Annotated in this window: 14 protein-coding genes, 1 other RNA gene and 1 riboswitch; of the genes, 3 read left to right on the top strand and 12 right to left on the bottom strand. The window is 40.0% G+C overall.

Annotated elements, in window-relative coordinates; all coding sequences use genetic code 11:
* Positions 1–18: 18 nt before the first annotated feature.
* From dnaJ to dnaK, 4 genes are all read right to left on the bottom strand, one after another.
* Entirely contained in the window at positions 19–1137 is a 1119-nt protein-coding gene (dnaJ, locus tag ACPEEM_RS05800; protein WP_424405607.1) for a molecular chaperone DnaJ, read from the bottom strand.
* Between the two features lie 47 nt (positions 1138–1184).
* On the bottom strand, positions 1185–1661 hold the full coding sequence (locus ACPEEM_RS05805; RefSeq protein ID WP_424402785.1) for a DUF6622 family protein: 477 nt from the start codon (positions 1659–1661) through the stop codon (positions 1185–1187).
* A 104-nt stretch (positions 1662–1765) separates the two neighbouring features.
* Positions 1766–2164 (bottom strand): GyrI-like domain-containing protein, encoded by a 399-nt coding sequence (locus ACPEEM_RS05810; protein ID WP_424402784.1) that lies wholly within the window; start codon positions 2162–2164, stop codon positions 1766–1768.
* Positions 2165–2282: 118 nt separating this feature from the next.
* Positions 2283–4187, bottom strand: coding sequence for a molecular chaperone DnaK (gene dnaK, locus ACPEEM_RS05815; RefSeq protein ID WP_424408143.1), 1905 nt, complete (start codon positions 4185–4187; stop codon positions 2283–2285).
* A 324-nt stretch (positions 4188–4511) separates the two neighbouring features.
* On the opposite strand from dnaK, the gene ACPEEM_RS05820 reads away from it, so the two are divergent.
* Positions 4512–5939 (top strand): YdgA family protein, encoded by a 1428-nt coding sequence (locus ACPEEM_RS05820; protein ID WP_424402782.1) that lies wholly within the window; start codon positions 4512–4514, stop codon positions 5937–5939.
* Positions 5940–6160: 221 nt separating this feature from the next.
* Here ACPEEM_RS05820 and modC read toward each other — a convergent pair whose 3' ends face one another.
* The 4 genes from modC to ACPEEM_RS05840 form a co-directional block, all read right to left on the bottom strand.
* Positions 6161–7222, bottom strand: a complete 1062-nt coding sequence (modC, locus tag ACPEEM_RS05825; protein WP_424408145.1) for a molybdenum ABC transporter ATP-binding protein ModC — start codon at positions 7220–7222, stop codon at positions 6161–6163.
* Complete coding sequence (gene modB, locus ACPEEM_RS05830; RefSeq protein WP_424408227.1) at positions 7209–7913, bottom strand: molybdate ABC transporter permease subunit; 705 nt, start codon at positions 7911–7913, stop codon at positions 7209–7211. Before modB ends, modC begins: the two co-directional genes overlap by 14 nt.
* Before the next feature lie 240 nt (positions 7914–8153).
* On the bottom strand, positions 8154–8918 hold the full coding sequence (modA, locus tag ACPEEM_RS05835; protein ID WP_424405605.1) for a molybdate ABC transporter substrate-binding protein: 765 nt from the start codon (positions 8916–8918) through the stop codon (positions 8154–8156).
* Positions 8919–9101: 183 nt separating this feature from the next.
* Positions 9102–11843 carry a TonB-dependent receptor domain-containing protein gene (locus ACPEEM_RS05840; protein ID WP_424408147.1) on the bottom strand — a complete coding sequence of 914 codons (2742 nt, stop codon included), beginning with the start codon at positions 11841–11843 and terminating at the stop codon, positions 9102–9104.
* Positions 11844–12082: 239 nt separating this feature from the next.
* Here ACPEEM_RS05840 and ACPEEM_RS05845 point away from each other — a divergent pair, with 239 nt between their 5' ends.
* On the top strand, positions 12083–12889 hold the full coding sequence (locus ACPEEM_RS05845; RefSeq protein WP_424405601.1) for a TOBE domain-containing protein: 807 nt from the start codon (positions 12083–12085) through the stop codon (positions 12887–12889).
* A 143-nt stretch (positions 12890–13032) separates the two neighbouring features.
* Positions 13033–13399: a transfer-messenger RNA gene (ssrA, locus tag ACPEEM_RS05850) on the top strand.
* Positions 13400–13528: 129 nt separating this feature from the next.
* On the opposite strand, the gene bioB is transcribed toward ssrA, so the two are convergent.
* From bioB to thiB, 4 genes are read right to left on the bottom strand one after another with little or no spacing between them, the layout of a single operon-like run.
* The gene (bioB, locus tag ACPEEM_RS05855) at positions 13529–14545 is read right to left on the bottom strand and encodes a biotin synthase BioB (protein ID WP_424402716.1); all 1017 of its coding nucleotides are present in this window, start codon (positions 14543–14545) and stop codon (positions 13529–13531) included.
* Positions 14546–14595: 50 nt separating this feature from the next.
* Positions 14596–15252 carry a thiamine ABC transporter ATP-binding protein gene (thiQ, locus tag ACPEEM_RS05860; RefSeq protein ID WP_424402715.1) on the bottom strand — a complete coding sequence of 219 codons (657 nt, stop codon included), beginning with the start codon at positions 15250–15252 and terminating at the stop codon, positions 14596–14598.
* Positions 15245–16855 (bottom strand): thiamine/thiamine pyrophosphate ABC transporter permease ThiP, encoded by a 1611-nt coding sequence (thiP, locus tag ACPEEM_RS05865; RefSeq protein ID WP_424408149.1) that lies wholly within the window; start codon positions 16853–16855, stop codon positions 15245–15247. The genes thiQ and thiP overlap by 8 nt, the downstream gene beginning before the upstream one ends.
* A 12-nt stretch (positions 16856–16867) precedes the next feature.
* Entirely contained in the window at positions 16868–17872 is a 1005-nt protein-coding gene (gene thiB / locus ACPEEM_RS05870; RefSeq protein WP_424408151.1) for a thiamine ABC transporter substrate binding subunit, read from the bottom strand.
* 38 nt (positions 17873–17910) lie between these two features.
* Positions 17911–18002, bottom strand: a riboswitch (TPP riboswitch).
* Positions 18003–18102 lie beyond the last annotated feature (100 nt).

Genomic DNA, 18102 nt, shown 5'->3' on the forward strand with positions numbered 1-18102 from the left:
CTGAAAAAACGTAGAAACTTATTTACCTAAGTTATCAAAGAATTTTTTCACGCCATCGAAAAAGCTTGAGGATTTTGGTCGACAGCTGGTGCCTTCCAAACTTTCTTCTAATTTGCGTAACAGCTCTTTTTGTTCTTCATTAAGTTTCACTGGGGTTTCCACAATAATGCGGCAAATTAAATCCCCCGCATAACCCGAGCGAGCTGTCGTAACGCCCTTGCCACGCATACGGAATAATTTCCCTGTTTGTGTTTCTGCTGGAATTTTCAATTTCACACGGCCATCTAGTGTCGGCACTTCAATTTCCCCACCTAATGCAGCCTGTGTGAAACTAATTGGCACTTCGCAATAGAGATTGTTGCCCTCTCGCTCAAAAATATGGTGTGGACGCACATGGATAACCACATATAAATCACCATTTGGTGCACCATTTTCACCTGCTGCCCCCTCACCAGATAAACGTAATTGATTCCCTGTATCCACGCCAGCTGGAATTTTGACCGAGAGATTTTTTTTCTTGTGAACACGTCCATCACCATGACAAGTATGACAAGGTTTTTCAATTTTCTTGCCTGAACCATGACAAGCTGGACAAACTTGTTCAGTGACAAAGAAACCTTGCTGACGACGCACACGCCCCGCGCCATGACAAGTTGGACAGGTTTCGACTTTTGAACCTTTCTCTGCACCTGAGCCATCACAGGTGTCGCAATGAACAAGGGTGTTAATTTGAATATCTTTGGTTGTGCCACGCACCGCTTCTTCAAGGCTAATTTCAAGATCGTAACGTAAGTCATCACCACGCACGACACGTTGACGACCACGCCCCCCACCAAAAATATCGCCAAACATATCACCAAAAATATCGCCAAAATCAGCACCGTTAAAACCGCCGCCACCAAAGCCACCTTGCTCAAAGGCAGCATGACCATATTGATCATAATTGGCACGTTTTTGCTTATCACTTAGCACTTCATAAGCTTCTTGGATTTCTTTGAATTTTTCTTCCAGCTCTTTATTGCCTTGCGTGCGGTCTGGGTGATATTTCATCGCCAATTTTTTATAAGCACGTTTAATTTCTTTTTCATCTGCACTACGTTCAACACCAAGAACGTCGTAATAATCTTTTTTTGCCATAATGTTTCAGTTTTCCGTTTAAGATATAAATAACGATTTATGCTATTTTAATGAGGGAGAGAGCGTTGGCGAAATAAAAGCATCGCCACTAACACTCCGATTCCCACCCCAGTGGGTAATCCAATAATAAAATGAAAGAATTCGGTTTTTGTTATTGTATTTTGTGTATGCTGTGCCACGCCAACAACATACCTAAAAAGAAAAATGACCAAATACAGAATAAGGGGAAGATAACTTCCTCGTTGAATCCAGTCTTGCCCTTGTTTTAAGATTAAAGGCTCATCTTGCCAAATTATTCCCCCTAAAAAGATGCCAACCCCTAATCCAACACTTAATGCCAACCCCGCAATCCACGGATGATGACTTTGCATGACAGAAATAATGACGAAAGGTAAAAATATCAAGGGGACAAGTGCTAATTTATAAAGCTTGATTTGACGTGTTTTGGTTTGTTTACTACCAAGATAAAATAAACAAGCTAAAACGAACCAAACCCAAACTGGTGTATTTTTTAACATTGCCATACGCACCCCGTTTTATGTCAATAAACCGTTTTATTGCTTTCATGTCTTGTATTAGGAACTAAAGTGCGGTTCTTTTTTAAAAAAGGTTAAATGCAGATGTTCCCTTAACAATGAGGTACTACAGCGATATAAATCTCAACCCAACCTTCAGGGGAATATTTTTCAAAATCAACCGAATACGCTCGTTTAAGTAACCCTTGTTGTTCTTTTTTCCAAATGAGCTGCCAAGTTTGATAAATATCGTCTAACTTACAACGAAATACTTCGTAGAAGTTTAAATTTTCAATTTCAATAGCCGGAAAGTTTGTCTTCACATCTTGTTCTGTCGCAATTGCAAAATCATAATCAGCTTGATAATCCGACTCATAATTAAAATAAACAGCATAGCATTGTTGTGCTTGAGGTAATAACTTTGCGTTTTCTTGCCATAAAGCGGGAATTACCTCATTAGCACTTTTGTTGTTAAGGCGTTGTTGAATAATTGGATAGAGAGTTAAAGACATCGTTCCTCCTGATTCATTTTCCTAACATCACTAGTAAGCAAAGTTAGGAAAAATTGCTCGTTTATGGATAGATCGAAAGGGCGTATTGCTACGCCCTTCGATTTTAATCAACGTGAAATTATTTATTGTCTTTCACTTCTTCAAATTCCGCATCTACCACATCATCATTCGCTTTACCACTTTGTGCTTGCTGAGCTTGTGCGTCTGGTTGCGGTTGTGCTGCTTGCATTAATTTTTCAGAAACTTGAATTAATGCTTGTACTTTCGCTTCAATGTCTGCTTTGTCTTCACCTTTCGCAGCGGCTTCAAGATCCGCTACCGCTTTTTCGATTGGTGCTTTCTCTTCAGCAGATAATTTATCACCCACTTCACTTAACTGTTTACGTGTGCCGTGAACTAAGTGATCCGCTTGGTTACGTGCTTGCACTAATTCTTCAAATTTACGGTCTGCTTCTGCATTTGCTTCTGCATCACGTACCATTTGTTGAATTTCTTCATCGCTTAAACCAGAGTTGGCTTTGATGGTAATTTGTTGCTCTTTGTTAGTGCCTTTATCTTTTGCAGACACGTGGATAATACCGTCCGCATCGATATCGAAAGTGACTTCAATTTGTGGCATACCACGTGGTGCTGGATTGATTCCTTCTAGGTTGAATTGACCTAAGGATTTGTTATCCGCTGCACGTTTACGTTCACCTTGAAGCACATGAATTGTTACTGCACTTTGGTTATCTTCTGCGGTTGAGAACACTTGTGATTTTTTGGTTGGAATCGTGGTGTTTTTCTCAATTAAGGTTGTCATCACGCCACCCATAGTTTCAATACCTAATGAAAGTGGAGTTACGTCTAATAACAATACGTCTTTCACATCACCTGCTAATACACCACCTTGTACTGCCGCACCGATAGCCACCGCTTCATCTGGGTTCACGTCTTTACGAGGTGCTTTACCAAAGAAGGCTTCTACTTTTTGTTGTACAAGTGGCATACGAGTTTGACCACCCACAAGAATTACATCATCAATTTGTGACACGCTTAAACCTGCATCTGCTAATGCCACTTTGACAGGTTCTAATGAACGAGCCACTAAATCTTCAACAAGTGATTCTAATTTTGCACGGGTTAATTTAATGTTTAAGTGTTTTGGACCAGTTGCATCTGCAGTGATGTATGGAAGATTTACATCTGTTTGTTGTGCAGAAGAAAGTTCAATTTTCGCTTTCTCACCCGCTTCTTTCAAACGTTGCATTGCTAATGGGTCGTTGCGTAAATCCACACCTTGTTCTTTTTTGAACTCATCCACTAAGTAGTTGATCACACGGTTATCGAAGTCTTCACCCCCTAAGTGTGTATCCCCGTTGGTGGATAACACTTCAAAGGTTTTCTCGCCACCCACTTCATCAATTTCGATGATAGATAAGTCGAATGTACCGCCCCCTAAGTCGTAAACTGCGATGGTTTTGTTACCTTGACCTTTATCTAAACCGTACGCAAGTGCTGCCGCTGTTGGTTCGTTGATAATACGTTTAACTTCTAAACCTGCGATACGACCCGCATCTTTTGTCGCTTGACGTTGTGCATCGTTAAAGTAAGCAGGTACAGTAATCACCGCTTCTGTAACAGGCTCACCTAAAAAATCTTCTGCGGTTTTTTTCATTTTTTTCAACACTTCAGCAGAAATTTGTGGTGGTGCCATTTTTTCACCTTTCACGCCTACCCATGCATCGCCATTATCTGCCGCTAAAATTTCAAATGGCATAATGTTCACATCACGTTGTACTTCTTCATCTTGGAAACGACGACCAATTAGACGTTTAATTGCAAATAAGGTATTTTTCGGGTTAGTCACCGCTTGACGTTTAGCTGGTTGACCCACTAAGGTTTCATTATCTTGTGTGTATGCAATGATTGAAGGGGTTGTACGATCACCCTCAGCATTTTCAATCACACGTGGTTTGTCACCATCCATCACGGCTACACAAGAGTTTGTTGTACCTAAGTCAATACCAATAATTTTTCCCATTTTGTTTCTCCTAGAATAAATTCGTTAATCATTCGATTTGCTTTGTCGTCAAGGTAAGGACGAAATTTCGCATTTCAAGTGCCACAACAAAAAATTTTTGTTTTTAACGGCTTAAAGTGCGGTGCAATTTGTTTGTGTTTCACTAAATAAGGTTTAAAACAGAAAGTTCAAGGGGAAAAAATAAAAAAGTAGAGAAATTTGTTTAATTATTTCCTTTCATCCAAAAATAAATTTATCAAAAGAGAGGGTTGATTGTCTTTTATACAGAATGAGAACTGTGATAAAGTAACCACTTCTATTCATTAATATTTGAGGAAGACAGATATGAAAAAGTCATCAATTGTATTCGGTGCTGTGATTATCTTAGGTGCTGCATGGACAGGCAGTGCTTGGTACACAGGAAAAAATATTGAAACCTATTTAGAACAACGTGTCGAGATGATTAATCATCATTTAGCGAATTTAGGCACTGAAACAAGCAATATTAAATTCGATCATGTGAAGATTGAGCGTGGTATTTTTAGCTCACAGATTCATTATGATGTCGTAGCAACCTTGCCTGATAATACGCTTACTATTCCATTTGAAGGCACTATGTATCACGGTCCATTCCCTTTAAATCGTCTTCGTCAGTTTAATTTCGCTCCTGTTTTATTATCTAGCCAAGATAGCGTTGTCAAAAATGCACAAACACAAGCATGGTTTGACTATGCACAAGGGAAAAATCCTATGTTAAATACCTTCACATTGGATTATGACTATACCGTTAGTGGTCGCTCGGAATTGGCAGCCATTCAACTCCCATTGGATGATGCCAATATTCTGTGGAAAGGTGGCGTACTTAATTTTGATAATGTTACAGACAAAGGGGAAGGGCTATTTGAAGGGGTGATTGATGATTTTCAAGTTAATGTCAATGCCACAGCCCATAATGCCGCCATGTCCCTTAGCAGTGAAAAAATTAAATTTGAAAATAATCTTCAGGCAAGCAATTGGGAAAATATTTTATTAGGTAAACAAAAAATCCAATTTGATCAATTGCGTTTTTCCCAAGAGGCAAAAAAATCTAACCCTGCATTAAATATGCTGTATAAAAATTTAGTGTTTGAAGGCGAAACCCTAAAAAACGGTGAGTTTATCGATTATAAAACGAAAATTAACTTGCCTGAAGCATGGTTAAATAATACGAAGTTAGGCAAATTGGAAATTGGATTGGATTTAACACACCTTGAAGCCAATACATTAAATGCCTTACTAGCCTTAATCGAAAAAAATGAAGTGAGCGAAGACGCGAGCCAGCAATTATATGCGTTATTAACAAAACTCGCTGAGCATTCTGCGGCAGTCAGTATTAAGCCGTTAACCATCACAACGGATGCGGGTGATGTCAAAGCGGATGCCTTAATTGAAATGGCAAATGCGAATTTTGACGTGTTAAAAGAAGGTAAAACTCTCTCATTATTTAAACAACTTAATGCGAATGTTGACTTAAATAAAGTTGCCCTTAAAGAACTATTAGTGAATTTGGAACATGCCACTTCAGGTAAAAACAAAGAGCAAGTGATGGCACAAACAACATTACTGGTCGATCATTTTATTCGGGATTTAACTCGTAATGGTGTGTTTGTAGATAACGGCGATCACGCCACCTTAAAATTAATCCTCGAAAATGGCGAACTAAAATTAAATGGTTATGTGATTCCTGAAGCGCAAATTCTTATGTCATTATTACTTTTAGGCGTAGGTTCTTAAGCGAAAAAAATCTGGCTGATACAGATCATCTCAACGAAAATTAAGCCCTGTTATTCCACAGGGCTTAATTTTTTTATAGCGTCTCAAACATTTTTACTTGTCAATTCTGTTTTTCCCCCAAGAAAGGCGTTAGCTCAAAGCCAAAGAATGCTTAAAAGTGCGGTGATTTTTTAACATATTTTCTACTGCACGGACTTAATACATTCACTTAGTATACTGGCTTAAACCACGGAAACCGCTTTAATTTGTGCAAAAACAGATTGTCCAACTGATAAAGCTAGTGCATCCAATGCCCATTTACTGATGGTTGCCCAAATGGCTTTTTCATGGATTTCCACTTGCACATCCACCCGATTTTCTCGTGTCACAATACGACTCACTCGCCCTTGTAAAATATTGCGAATACTGGTTTTTTCTGGTTGCGTTAAACTAAGAGATACATCAGATCCTTTAATACAAATACGTACCTTTTCACCCATGTTTTGTGCTTGTTGCTTAATCCAAATGAGCTGACTTTGTTCACCAAAAGAAAGTGCGGTCATTTTATAAGAGGTTTTATGAGCAAAAACAGGCAACGCCAGTACCGCACTTTGCTCATCATCTAATTTCCAAGGAAGAAAACGTGGATTTTCCCAAATAGCCTCTAAACTATCATAAGCCAGCACCTGACCTTCATTTAATAGCACCACATTTTCCGCTAAGCGTAACAGCTCATCAAGGCTATGCGTGACATATAAAATCGGGATCTGAATTTGCTTAGACAAGGTTTCTAGATACGCCATTAATTCTCTTCTGCGAGGTAAATCCAGTGCGGAAAGGGGTTCATCCATTAATAAAATCTCGGGATTCGTTAATAATGCTCGTCCAATGGCGACACGTTGTTTTTCCCCGCCCGATAAGGTGATCGGATAACGCTTTAATAAATGACCAATCCCTAATAAAGACACAATCTCATCAAATTGAGCAGGATTAGCCTGTTTTATGCCATAACACAAATTGCCTTTCACGCTGTAATGGGGAAAGAGGCGTGCATCTTGGAAAACATAGCCAATATTGCGTTGATAAGCGGGAAGACAAATTTTTTTCTCGGTATCCACTAAAACACGATCATTAAGAGAAATCCTGCCTTCATCAGGGTGGAGCAAACCACTGACTAAATGAATTAATGAAGTTTTCCCTGAACCTGACAGCCCAAACAATGCCGTGACACCCTTTGAAGGAATATGTAAATTGGCTTGCAATGAAAGCTGACCTAATTGTTTTTTGACATTAATGTTTAACATGGCTTTGCCCTAATTTTTTCTGCATCGTTTTTGCTAGCCATTCCGATAACAATAAGGAAATGAGCGATAAAATAATGGCTAATACACATAATCTTGCCGCTTCTTGCTCTGCACCGGGGGTTTGAATAAAGGTATACATCGCCAAAGGGATGGTTTGCGTTTCCCCTGCAATATTCGATACAAAAGCAATCGTCGCCCCAAATTCCCCTAAAGAACGTGCAAAGCCTAAAACCACCCCTGCTAAAACCCCAGGAAGAGAAAGAGGAAGTGTGATCGTAAAAAACACTCGCCACGCAGATGCTCCTAAGGTTTGTGCGGCGTGTTCCAGTTTGATATCAATACCTTCTAAAGAAAGACGAATCGCTCGCACAACTAACGGAAATGCCACCACCGCCGCCGCCAGAACCGCTCCATTCCAACTAAATGCAAAAGAAAAGCCAAACCAAGCATAGAGGTATTGACCAATGAAACCATTTCGCCCCATAGCAACAAGCAATAAATACCCGATTACCACGGGCGGTAACACAAGCGGTAAATGGATCACGCCACTTAAGAGCGATTTGCCGTAAAAATGTTTACGAGCAAGTAACCACGCCATAAAAATGGCAAGAGGTAAGCTCCATAAAATCGCATTAAATGACACACTCAAACTTAATTTTACCGCTTGAATTTCAATGGCACTTAACCCCATTGAAGTAAGAGATTCAGTAAACAAAAGATATCCTTTATTAAGTAAATCATCAGCAAAAAATACCGCACTTTGGCGTGATTATGCCTAAACCGAGCAAACAATGCCCATGACTGATGCCGATGAGATAGGTGATGTGAAAACGGATAATGGTTAAAGACGAGAATCCACCGCTCACATAAAAAACCAGAAAAATAAAAAAATAAGGACGCCAAACTGACGTCCTTCACCTAGAATTAAGGATTATTTGACAGAAAAACCATAGCTTGATAAGACAGTTTTTGCTTCTGCTGATCCTAAATATTTCAAAAATTCACGGGTTTCGGCATTATCACGATCTTTTAATAATGCGACGGGATATTCCACTGCTTTATAGGTGTCTGCTGGGAACACGCCCACAATTTTGACCCCTTTGCTCACTTTTGCATCCGTACTATACACAATGCCTAATGGCACTTCAGCCCGTTCCACTAACGCAAGAGCGGCACGCACATCTTTCCCACGTGCTAATTTTGCTTCCACTTTATCCCATAATTTTAAGTGGGTTAATGATTCTTTCGCATATTGACCCGCAGGCACGTGATCAGGATCGCCAACCGATAAAAAGCCCTCTTTTAATTCTGCTACCCATTCACCTTTCGCCACATCAACCTCTTTTAATTTGCTAGCTTCTGGTGCAATTAACACAAGCTCATTGCCTGCTAACACTTTTTCGGAATCCTTAATCGTTAATCCTTTGTCTGAAAGGTGTTTCATCCATTTTGTATTTGCCGAGATAAAAATATCCGCAGGGGCACCTTGTTCAATTTGTTTGGCAAGGGTGGAAGAAGAGGCGAATGAAAAGGTCAATTCTTGTTCTGGTTTGGTTTTTTTATATTGTTCGGCAATTTGATTCAGTGCATTGGTCATTGATGCGGCGGCAAATACCGTTACTTTTGCTTGTGCTGAAACAGAAAATGCTAAACAAGCGGTCGCCAGTGAAGCAACCATCATTTTTAATTTAAACATGTGATTTCCCCATAAATAAATAGATTGATTAAGCAAAACTTTATATAAAGAATTATACAATGCTCAAGACATGAATACTATATAAAAAAGAGATTTGGACAAAAATCACAACAAAATAAATACAGCGAATTTTTATAAGATAAAAAAAGTGCGGCTGAAATAATCTACGCCGCACTGTTCAAATTAGAATTTCATGCCTAAACTTAACACGTAATTACGCCCCATTTGAGGTACATAAGGTTGGTGTGAAGTATGAATATAGATTTTTTGGTTAAGCACATTATTCACGTTAAACTCCACCGAATAATCCACTTTTTTGAAGTTACGTTGATAACGTAAACCCAAATTCAGTGCGTGATAACCACGAGAAGGATCTTCATACACATTCTCTCTGACGGCAACAGTGCCAACATCATTCCCTTTGATATTATTCGCAATTTCATCAAATGCATAGTTGAGATCGTCGTCTTCCTCAAACCCACTTGGATTATAACGTGCTTTTTCTTCATCTGTTAAATCAGCGTGAGTTGCAGGATCTCTATCTCCCCCTCTTTTCGCCAGTTCCGCTTTGCATCTATCATCTTCTGACTCATTCGCACATTCAAAAAAAGACACCGAAACAGCTGTTTTTTTCTGAGGGAATACATAAGTATATTCCACGAATCCAGACCAATTTGGCGTAAACTCGCCGTTAAAACGCATGCCTAAACGCCCTGGTGACACACGTGGTGCATAACGATTTTCACGTTGAATACTTTGTCGCCCTTGGAAACCATATTTCACATAATATTCAGGGATATCTGTAGGATCGGTCGATGCATTATAAATATATAGCGGATCTTTATTAACCACTTTACCGTAATATTGTTTAGGCAAATCAAATAAGCGTCCTTTCACAAAATCACCAAATAAGGTAATTTGATATTCAGGGGTTGGACGATAAGTAATCTCCCCTTCAATCCCATTAAATTTCGCTTTAGATTGAATATATCGACGTACAAACAAATTACCGTAACGACGTAAATTTTCGTTATAAATATAGTTATTAAAATATTTATGGAAAACATTTACACGGTAATCCCATTTTGAACCGTTATAGGCAAAAGAGAGTTCGAAGTTATCTGAGCTTTCTTTGCGTAAATTTTTATTACCATGCTCAAAGGAATTGGTGGCTAAATGTTTACCTTGGTAATACAACTCCATTGGGGCAGGTAAACGCTCATTGCGAGAATAAGTGAAGGAAACACGTGATTCAGGCGTATATAACCATTCCACCGACCCTAAATAAGAAAAGGCTTTTTGTTTATAAACCGAAAGATCAGGATCAACAATCAAATGCTTCTCCCCTTCAGGCACCGCATCTCGAGTTCGTTTTAATAAGGCAAGATCATAAGCTACTGGAATTTTTTGCTTATCCAATCTTGCTCCCGCACTGAAAACAAAATCCTTCCAAATATAATTTTCGGTGGCAAAAAAGCTTAATTGCTTATTGGTATTTTCCACTAAGTTATTATAGAAAGTCGCTCGATAAGCAGTACCAGACCCCAATGACTTAATGACAGAAGAAATAGCAGAACTTGTAAATTCACTATATTGTAGTCCTAACACACCCGAAAGCCCTGCCACAGGCTGATGATAAAATTCAATTTTACCGTTATAACCTCGGTTTTTAAAATTGCCTGCGATATTTCCTTTATTTTGATCAGCAAGTTCTTGCAAGAGTTTTTTCAAGGCTTCTGTATCTGTATGAGAGGCTCCCGAAACACCGGGATCAATTTCTTGATGGGCATAATCTGCATAAGAAAAACTGGCTCGAATTTTTTCTAAAAAGGAAACAGGTTGATAAAACTGAGCTCTTAAATCAAAACGTCTTGATTTTAAATGTAACTGAGGACCTGAATGATGGTGGTTATAATCATCATTACCAAAAGGATTGCTATGGCTGTGAGCACTATCAGAACCTATCGCTGAACGACAATGGTGAGGATGTTCTGCAATAAGATCTTCATCATCCGCTAAATTTGGATAATCATCTAAATAATAGCGATTTTCAAGGAAATTAATTCCTTCACGAGCTTTTGCATCAATAATATGAATAAAACAGTTATCAAATTTATGGTTGTGGCCAGGTAAACCGTATTTATCCTGCCGTTCACTATAAGACACACCAAAATAAGAATTGTCTTTTACCCAAGATAAACCAATGGTGCCCACTTGGGATTTATTGTTACTGTCGGGCAAATAGTTTATTTGGCTATCACCCGCTTGAAATTTTGGCACACGATAATGCGTTGCATAACGCTTTAGCCCTTCCAAACGTAAAGCAACATTAGGGTGTAATTTAAAGGTTAACCCTGTGGCACCCACCGTTTCCTTACTCGCCGTATCAAAACGGCTAAACACTTCCCCTTCATACCCTTTTTCTGGTACTTTGGTCGGAATACGCTTATCCACCACATTAATCACCCCTGCAGCAGACGCCGTAGAATATAACAAGGTTGAAGCACCACGCACTAATTCCACTTGTTCTGCTAATAACGTATCTGCCGCTACCGCATGATCAGGTGAAATCGTTGACATATCCACCACATCTAAACCATTTTGCAAAATTTTAATCCGCACACCTTCTTGACCACGGATAATCGGTGCACTTGCCCCACCGCCAAATGGATTGGAATGCACGCCCAGTTCACCCGCAAGGGCATTCCCTAAAGTTGCCGATTTTTTTTGTAATCTTTCTTTCTTAATCACATGATTGGAAATAGCTTGGTAGTTCTCAACAGCAGAACCTGCTAAAGCAGACTGCTCCGCATTCACCACAATTTCATCAAGCACATCCGTTTGTGCATAGGCAACATTCAATAATGCCGTTGCACTTAAAGGAAGCAAGCAATGTACAAGCTTGCTCGGTTTCTTCTTAGCCACGTTACACCCTTCTTTTTTTACATAAAAAAATAAGTTGCTAAGATTAAGCTTGAAAAGGTTTTTTTGCAATAGAAAAATGTGTATTTCTCACAAATAATCATCAGATTTTTTGAGATGATTTTTATGAAAAAATATCCCCACCCAAGGTAAGCCTCGCACAACAAATAAATGCTATATAAAAAGTGATAATTCACTTAGAATAAGTACCATATCATCACTGAGCCAAAATGGGAGAACGCATGTCATTAACAAATGAAATTTTGCTGACCATCAAATTACAACAACAATTATTTGTTGATCCAAAACGAATCCGACTTTTAAAAGAAATCCAAACATGCGGTTCAATTAACCAAGCGGCTAAAAATGCCAAAGTCAGTTATAAAAGTGCTTGGGATCATTTAGCAGCCATGAATGCCATCAGCCCCAAGCCTCTTCTTGAACGCAATGTTGGTGGAAAAAATGGCGGTGGCACCGAATTGACCCACTATGCACAACGTTTATTGCAACTCTATGATTTATTAGAACAAACCCAACAAAAAGCGTTTAATATCCTACAAGATGAAAGCTTACCATTAGACAGCCTATTGCATGCTACCGCACGTTTTTCCTTACAAAGTAGTGCGAGAAACCAGTTTTTCGGCAATATTGTAAACTTACACTACCAAAATATTCACTGCTTTGTGGAGATTCAAATTAAAGGCTTACCCACGCCATTTACCGTTTCCATCACCGAAAAAAGTGCGGTGCGTTTGAAATTAGTTTTAGGTAAAGAAGTCATGCTGATGATTAAAGCACCTTGGGTAAAAATTCACCGAGAACTTCCGAAAGAAAATCTGCCTAACCTCTTTTCCGCTCAGGCATTAGACATTACCGATAAAGAAGCCTTTGAAGAAGTTATCTTCAGGCTCAATGATTGCGATGAGCAAAACACGGGAGAAAACCTTGAGTTTTGTGCAACCTTAAACAAAGGTGAACATCTCAACACCAACGAACCTGTCTGGATAAGTGTAGATCCTGAACAGGTTATCTTGGCAACATTATATTAGCGTTAAAAAATCAAACGAAAAGCATCCATCAAAACGCCTGACGGTGTCAACCAAACAATATGTTATGCCATGCACAAGCAACATCCCCACAAGGAAAAGGCTTTCCTTTCCTATGCGTTTTTGATAGACTAAGCCAACTTTTTGGGGCTGATTCTGGATTCGACGGGATTAGCGAAGCCCAAGGTGCACGTCGAGGTGCGGTAGGCCTCGTAAATAAACCGCAAAAAAATAGTCGCAAACGACGAACAATACGCTTTAGCAGCTTAATAACCTGCTCATAGCCTTCTCTCCCTAGCTTCCGCTCGTAAGACGGGGATCAAGAGGAGTCAAACCCAAACGAGATCGCGTGGACGCCTCCGCTTGTGGATCGAAACGTTAAATTGAATCAAGCTAGTTTATCTATCGCGTGTCTGTCCGCAGTGGGTAAATGAAATTAAAGACGAGACTAAACGTGTAGTGCTGAAGGTAGAGTAATTTCGGACGCGGGTTCAACTCCCGCCAGCTCCACCAATTTTTAATATAACAGAGATATCACTCAGATAGATAAATCATAGGGTTATATCTTTTTTTATGCTGTAATAGACAAAAAAGGCGAACATCTGAATTGGATTGGTTCGCCTTTTTTAGTTTGTTGGGAGATTATTCTGCTTCTGTGCGATAGCGATTTTCTTCTGTTTCTGGCTCTAAATCTAATTTCGCCATTAATAATTGGTCGCCATCTTCCTCAGGATTGCCCGTAACTAACAGTTTATCACCATAGAAAATGGAGTTTGCCCCTGCCATAAAGCACATGGCTTGCATTTCTTCAGACATGCCTTGACGACCGGCAGACAACCGCACATAACTTTTTGGCATAGTAATACGGGCTACGGCAATGGTACGAACAAATTCCGTCCAATCTAACTCTGCCGCATCCGCAAGCGGTGTCCCTTCCACTTTCACCAATTGGTTAATCGGCACCGATTCTGGTTGAGGATCTAAATTCGCTAAGCTTGCGATAAGTCCTGCCCGTTCTTTACGGGTTTCATTCATTCCCACAATGCCCCCACAACAGACTTTTAACCCTGCTTTACGAACTTTCCCTAAGGTATTAATTCGGTCATCGAACTGACGCGTGCCAATCACATGATGATAATGCTCTGGTGCCGTATCTAAATTGTGGTTGTAGTAATCTAAGCCTGCGGCTTTTAAATCTTCAGCCATGCCATCTTGCAATAAGCCAAAGGTGCCACAGGTTTCTAAGCCTAACGCTTTGACGGCTTTAATAATTTCAGTAATTTTTGCCACATCTTTCGGCTTTGGTCCACGCCATGCCGCCCCCATGCAAAAACGTCCCGCACCACGGGCTTTGGCTATTTTCGCTTTTTCGACAATTTCATCAATTTCTAATAATTTCTGATTTTGTACCCCCGTTTGATAACGAGCAGATTGCGGACAATAGCCACAATCTTCGGGGCAACCGCCTGTTTTAATGGACATCAACGTAGAAAGTTGGATCGCTTTAGGATTAAAGTTTTCACGATGCACCTGTGCCGCACGATAAACCAAATCGAGGAATGGGGTTTCGAAAAGTGCCTCGACTTTACACACAGACCAATATTCCAAAGAAGGATGTGGGGTAAGGGTTTTCACTTGAAAAGATGTTGTTATTGTCATAATGTTTTCCATTTTTATGTTGTCGCACCACAAGTACGCTCTATTTTGCCTTAAAAGTTTGGATTGCAAAGTGGTAAATCACTGATCCTACCATTCTCAATATGAATAATCCGATCCAGTTTTTCTGCCACTTCACTCACTTGATGTGTCACCATCAGCAATGTCAATTTTTTTTCATGACATAATTGAAGAATTAACTGAAACATCTCTGCACGCAATTCGGGATCTAATGCGGAGAACGGTTCATCTAATAATAAAATGGGTTTATCTCGTAACAAACAACGTGCCAATGCCACACGTTGTTTTTGCCCGCCCGATAAATGTTGTGGTCGTTGACTCAACAAATGCCCTAGCCCGACCGCTTTCGCCACCTGCTCCACGTTTTGTTGTTCAAGTGCGGTGAGTTTTAAATGCGGTTTTAAGCCTAAGCTAATATTTTCTGCGACCGTTAAATGGGTAAATAAATTATTTTCTTGAAAAAGCATGGAAACAGGGCGTTGATGTGGCAAGGTTTGCGTATGATTTTCGCCGTTTAACCACATTTCGCCTTGCGAAGCAAATTCAAAGCCTGCCAATAAATTTAATAAGGTGCTTTTTCCTGCCCCACTCGCCCCCACAATGCCCACTTTTTGCTGTGCAGGAATCTGCAAATCAAACAGAAAAGGAAAGCTTTTATATTGAAAATGTACTTGTTTTAATTTAATCATTCTCATCTTCCTTTTGTTGTTCGATGACAAAAAACATCGCCATGCATAACACCAATAAAATCAATGCGGTTACGGCGGCCTCTTGGCTTCGATAATTGCCTAATTGCTGATACAGCAAATGTGGTAGGGAGGTAAAATCCTGCTGACCAAATAATGCAATGGCGGTAAAGTCCCCCAAAGATAACGCACAGGCTAACGCAAAGGCGTATTTCATGGGGGCACGTAATTGATACCATTCGATCAGGCGAAAACGTTGCCAACCTTGAATATTTAACGAAGTGCATAATTTTTCGTAATACAGCATATTATTGTGCATCGGCACGGCTAAAATACGTAACACAAAAGGCATTGCCATTAAAGCGTTACAGCATACCACAACCATAAAAAGGTGTAATGTTGAAAAATCGATTTCCCGTAAGAACAAAAATAAGCCTATCGCTAACACTAACGTGGGAATGGCTAAAATCACCGCCCCAATGCTGAGAATACTGTGAGCAAGTGCCTGATAATGTAACCAAGCCAAACGTCTTGCCATGACTAATAAGGCGACGGACATCAATACAGCCAATAAGGCAGATGTGGGGGCAAGCAATAAAGAATACCCCAAGGCACGCCATAATGGTGGGCTTGTCCATATTGAAAAAAATTTGTCCGATAAAAACGCTGAGAATAGGGTGTTCAGCAAAGGCAATAACACAAAAAAACTGGCAAGGATAATCAACAAAACTTGCCAAATTTGCACCGCACTTTTTTGCTTATCTAGCCATAACCCTTTGCTATGCAACACGCTGGCTGGTGCTTTGGTTAATCCACTGCTCAGTGCAAATAAGCCAAAACACAGCAGGCATTGTAACAACGCCAATAAGGCAGCTTTCGGCAAATCAAATTCAAATAAAATCGCTTGATAAATCGCCACTTCTAAAGTGGTGTATTTTGGCCCACCGCCTAAGGTCAACACAATGGTAAAACTGGTAAAACATAGCATGAAAATCAAGGTGAAAGCCGACAAGCCTTGCTGACGTAAATAAGGTAATTCGATCAAACGGATAAATTGCCAGCCTCGTAAATTTAATTGTGCCGCGAGCTGGCGTTGTTGTATGGGAATACTTTGCAGGCTTTGCAAAAACATTTTGCAAGCCAGTGGAATATTAAAAAACAAATGTGCTAATAAAATGCCTGTTAGCCCATAAATATTGGGTGTCCACCCCCAACTGAAAAAGTGGCTAACCTTTGCCAACCACCCCGCACCACCATACACACCAAGCAAACCAAAAATAGCCACTAAGGAAGGTAAGACAAAGGTGAGCGAGAACAGGCGTAGAATCCATTTTTTGCCTTTAAAGGGTTGATAAAAAAAGGCTCTGGCAACCAGAAAGCCCCAAAACACCGAGAGGATAGCAGACAAAAACGCTTGCCAAAGGCTAAATTGCAATACATGGTGTAAATAATGATCCGTCAATACCTGTCGCCAACCATATTCCCCTTGAACAGAAAACAAGGAAAACAAGGCACCACCGCATAAGCCACATAAAAACAAGATAACAAAAAGACCGCCCACATAATGAATGGGGCGGAAACTTGGGTGAAACAGACTGACAGACATGTCAAACCACGGTTATTGCGTTAAGGTTGCTTGCCACACCGCAATCCATTTTTTCAACTGTTCGGCATTCACATGCTGAGTATCGACGACAGGCGTGTTGAGCTGTTTTTCTTTTAACGCATCAAAATGAGGTTCAATAGGTGCATGAATCACAGGTAACATCACGTTGCTGGTGGCTAAATGTTTTTGTGCTTCTGGTTTCACTAAAAAGCCTAAAAAATGTTCGGCACAGGCATTTTCTTTGCCTGCAACCTTGGCTGCGGTTTCAATTTGTAGCACGCCACCTTCGGCAAATTCCGTGGCAACATACTGATCTTTTTGTTCAAACAGTAAATGATATAGTGGTGAAGTGCGATAACTTAACACCAGATCCGCTTCCCCTTTCAAAAACGCACCATAAGTATCAGACCAGCCTTTTCCTACGGTTACCGTATGTTTTGCCAAGGCTTTCCAGGCTTTTTCTACCTCTTGTTGTGGATATACAGCATTCATCCAAATTAATAAACCACGCCCCACGCTACTGGTGCGAGGATCTTGATAAATCACTTTCAAATCTTGACGTTCAACCAGTTCTTTCAAACTTTTTGGTGGTTGTGCCACTTTGGTTTTATCGTAAATAAAGGCAAATTGCCCAAAGTCATAAGGTAAAAATGTTTGATTTTTCCATTCTACGGGCAAGGAAAGTTGACTTAACGCCACCTGATGTTTAGCAAAAAGACCACTTTTTTCGGCGTCTTCAATGGCATAATTATCTAAACCGACCACCACATCTGCTTGCGTTTTCTTTCCTTCTAAACGTAAACGGTTAAACATTGTGCCCGTATTATCAAAAGCGGTGTAATTCAATTGGCATTGTGGAAAGGCTTTCTCAAAATCCGCTTTCACTTTTGGCCCCGCTCCCCATTCTGAAGTAAAGGAATCATAGGTGTACACATTCACGGCTTGCGATTGAGCAAAGACCGAAAAAGACAAGGCAGAAAGTGCGGTAAAAAAGAAAGACGTGTTAAATTTAGACATTGTGTCCTCTCTTGTAAACGTAGCAAAAAAGTACACAGCAATAATGACTATAAGTTTCCTACGTCAGTATTAACTGCTTCAGGTTCACGGGTATTTTCTCAGCTTGCAATAAGCACCCCGACTAGGCGACTAAGTCTATAATATTTCCGTAAATAAGAACAAGCGTTATTTTCGGCAATATCAAAAAGGCAAATTTCGTGCTAAAGTCCATGCATCAGTCATCCTATATG

Source organism: Pasteurella pantherarum (genome assembly GCF_049670885.1).
In the GTDB taxonomy this organism is placed as follows: Bacteria; Pseudomonadota; Gammaproteobacteria; order Enterobacterales; family Pasteurellaceae; genus Pasteurella.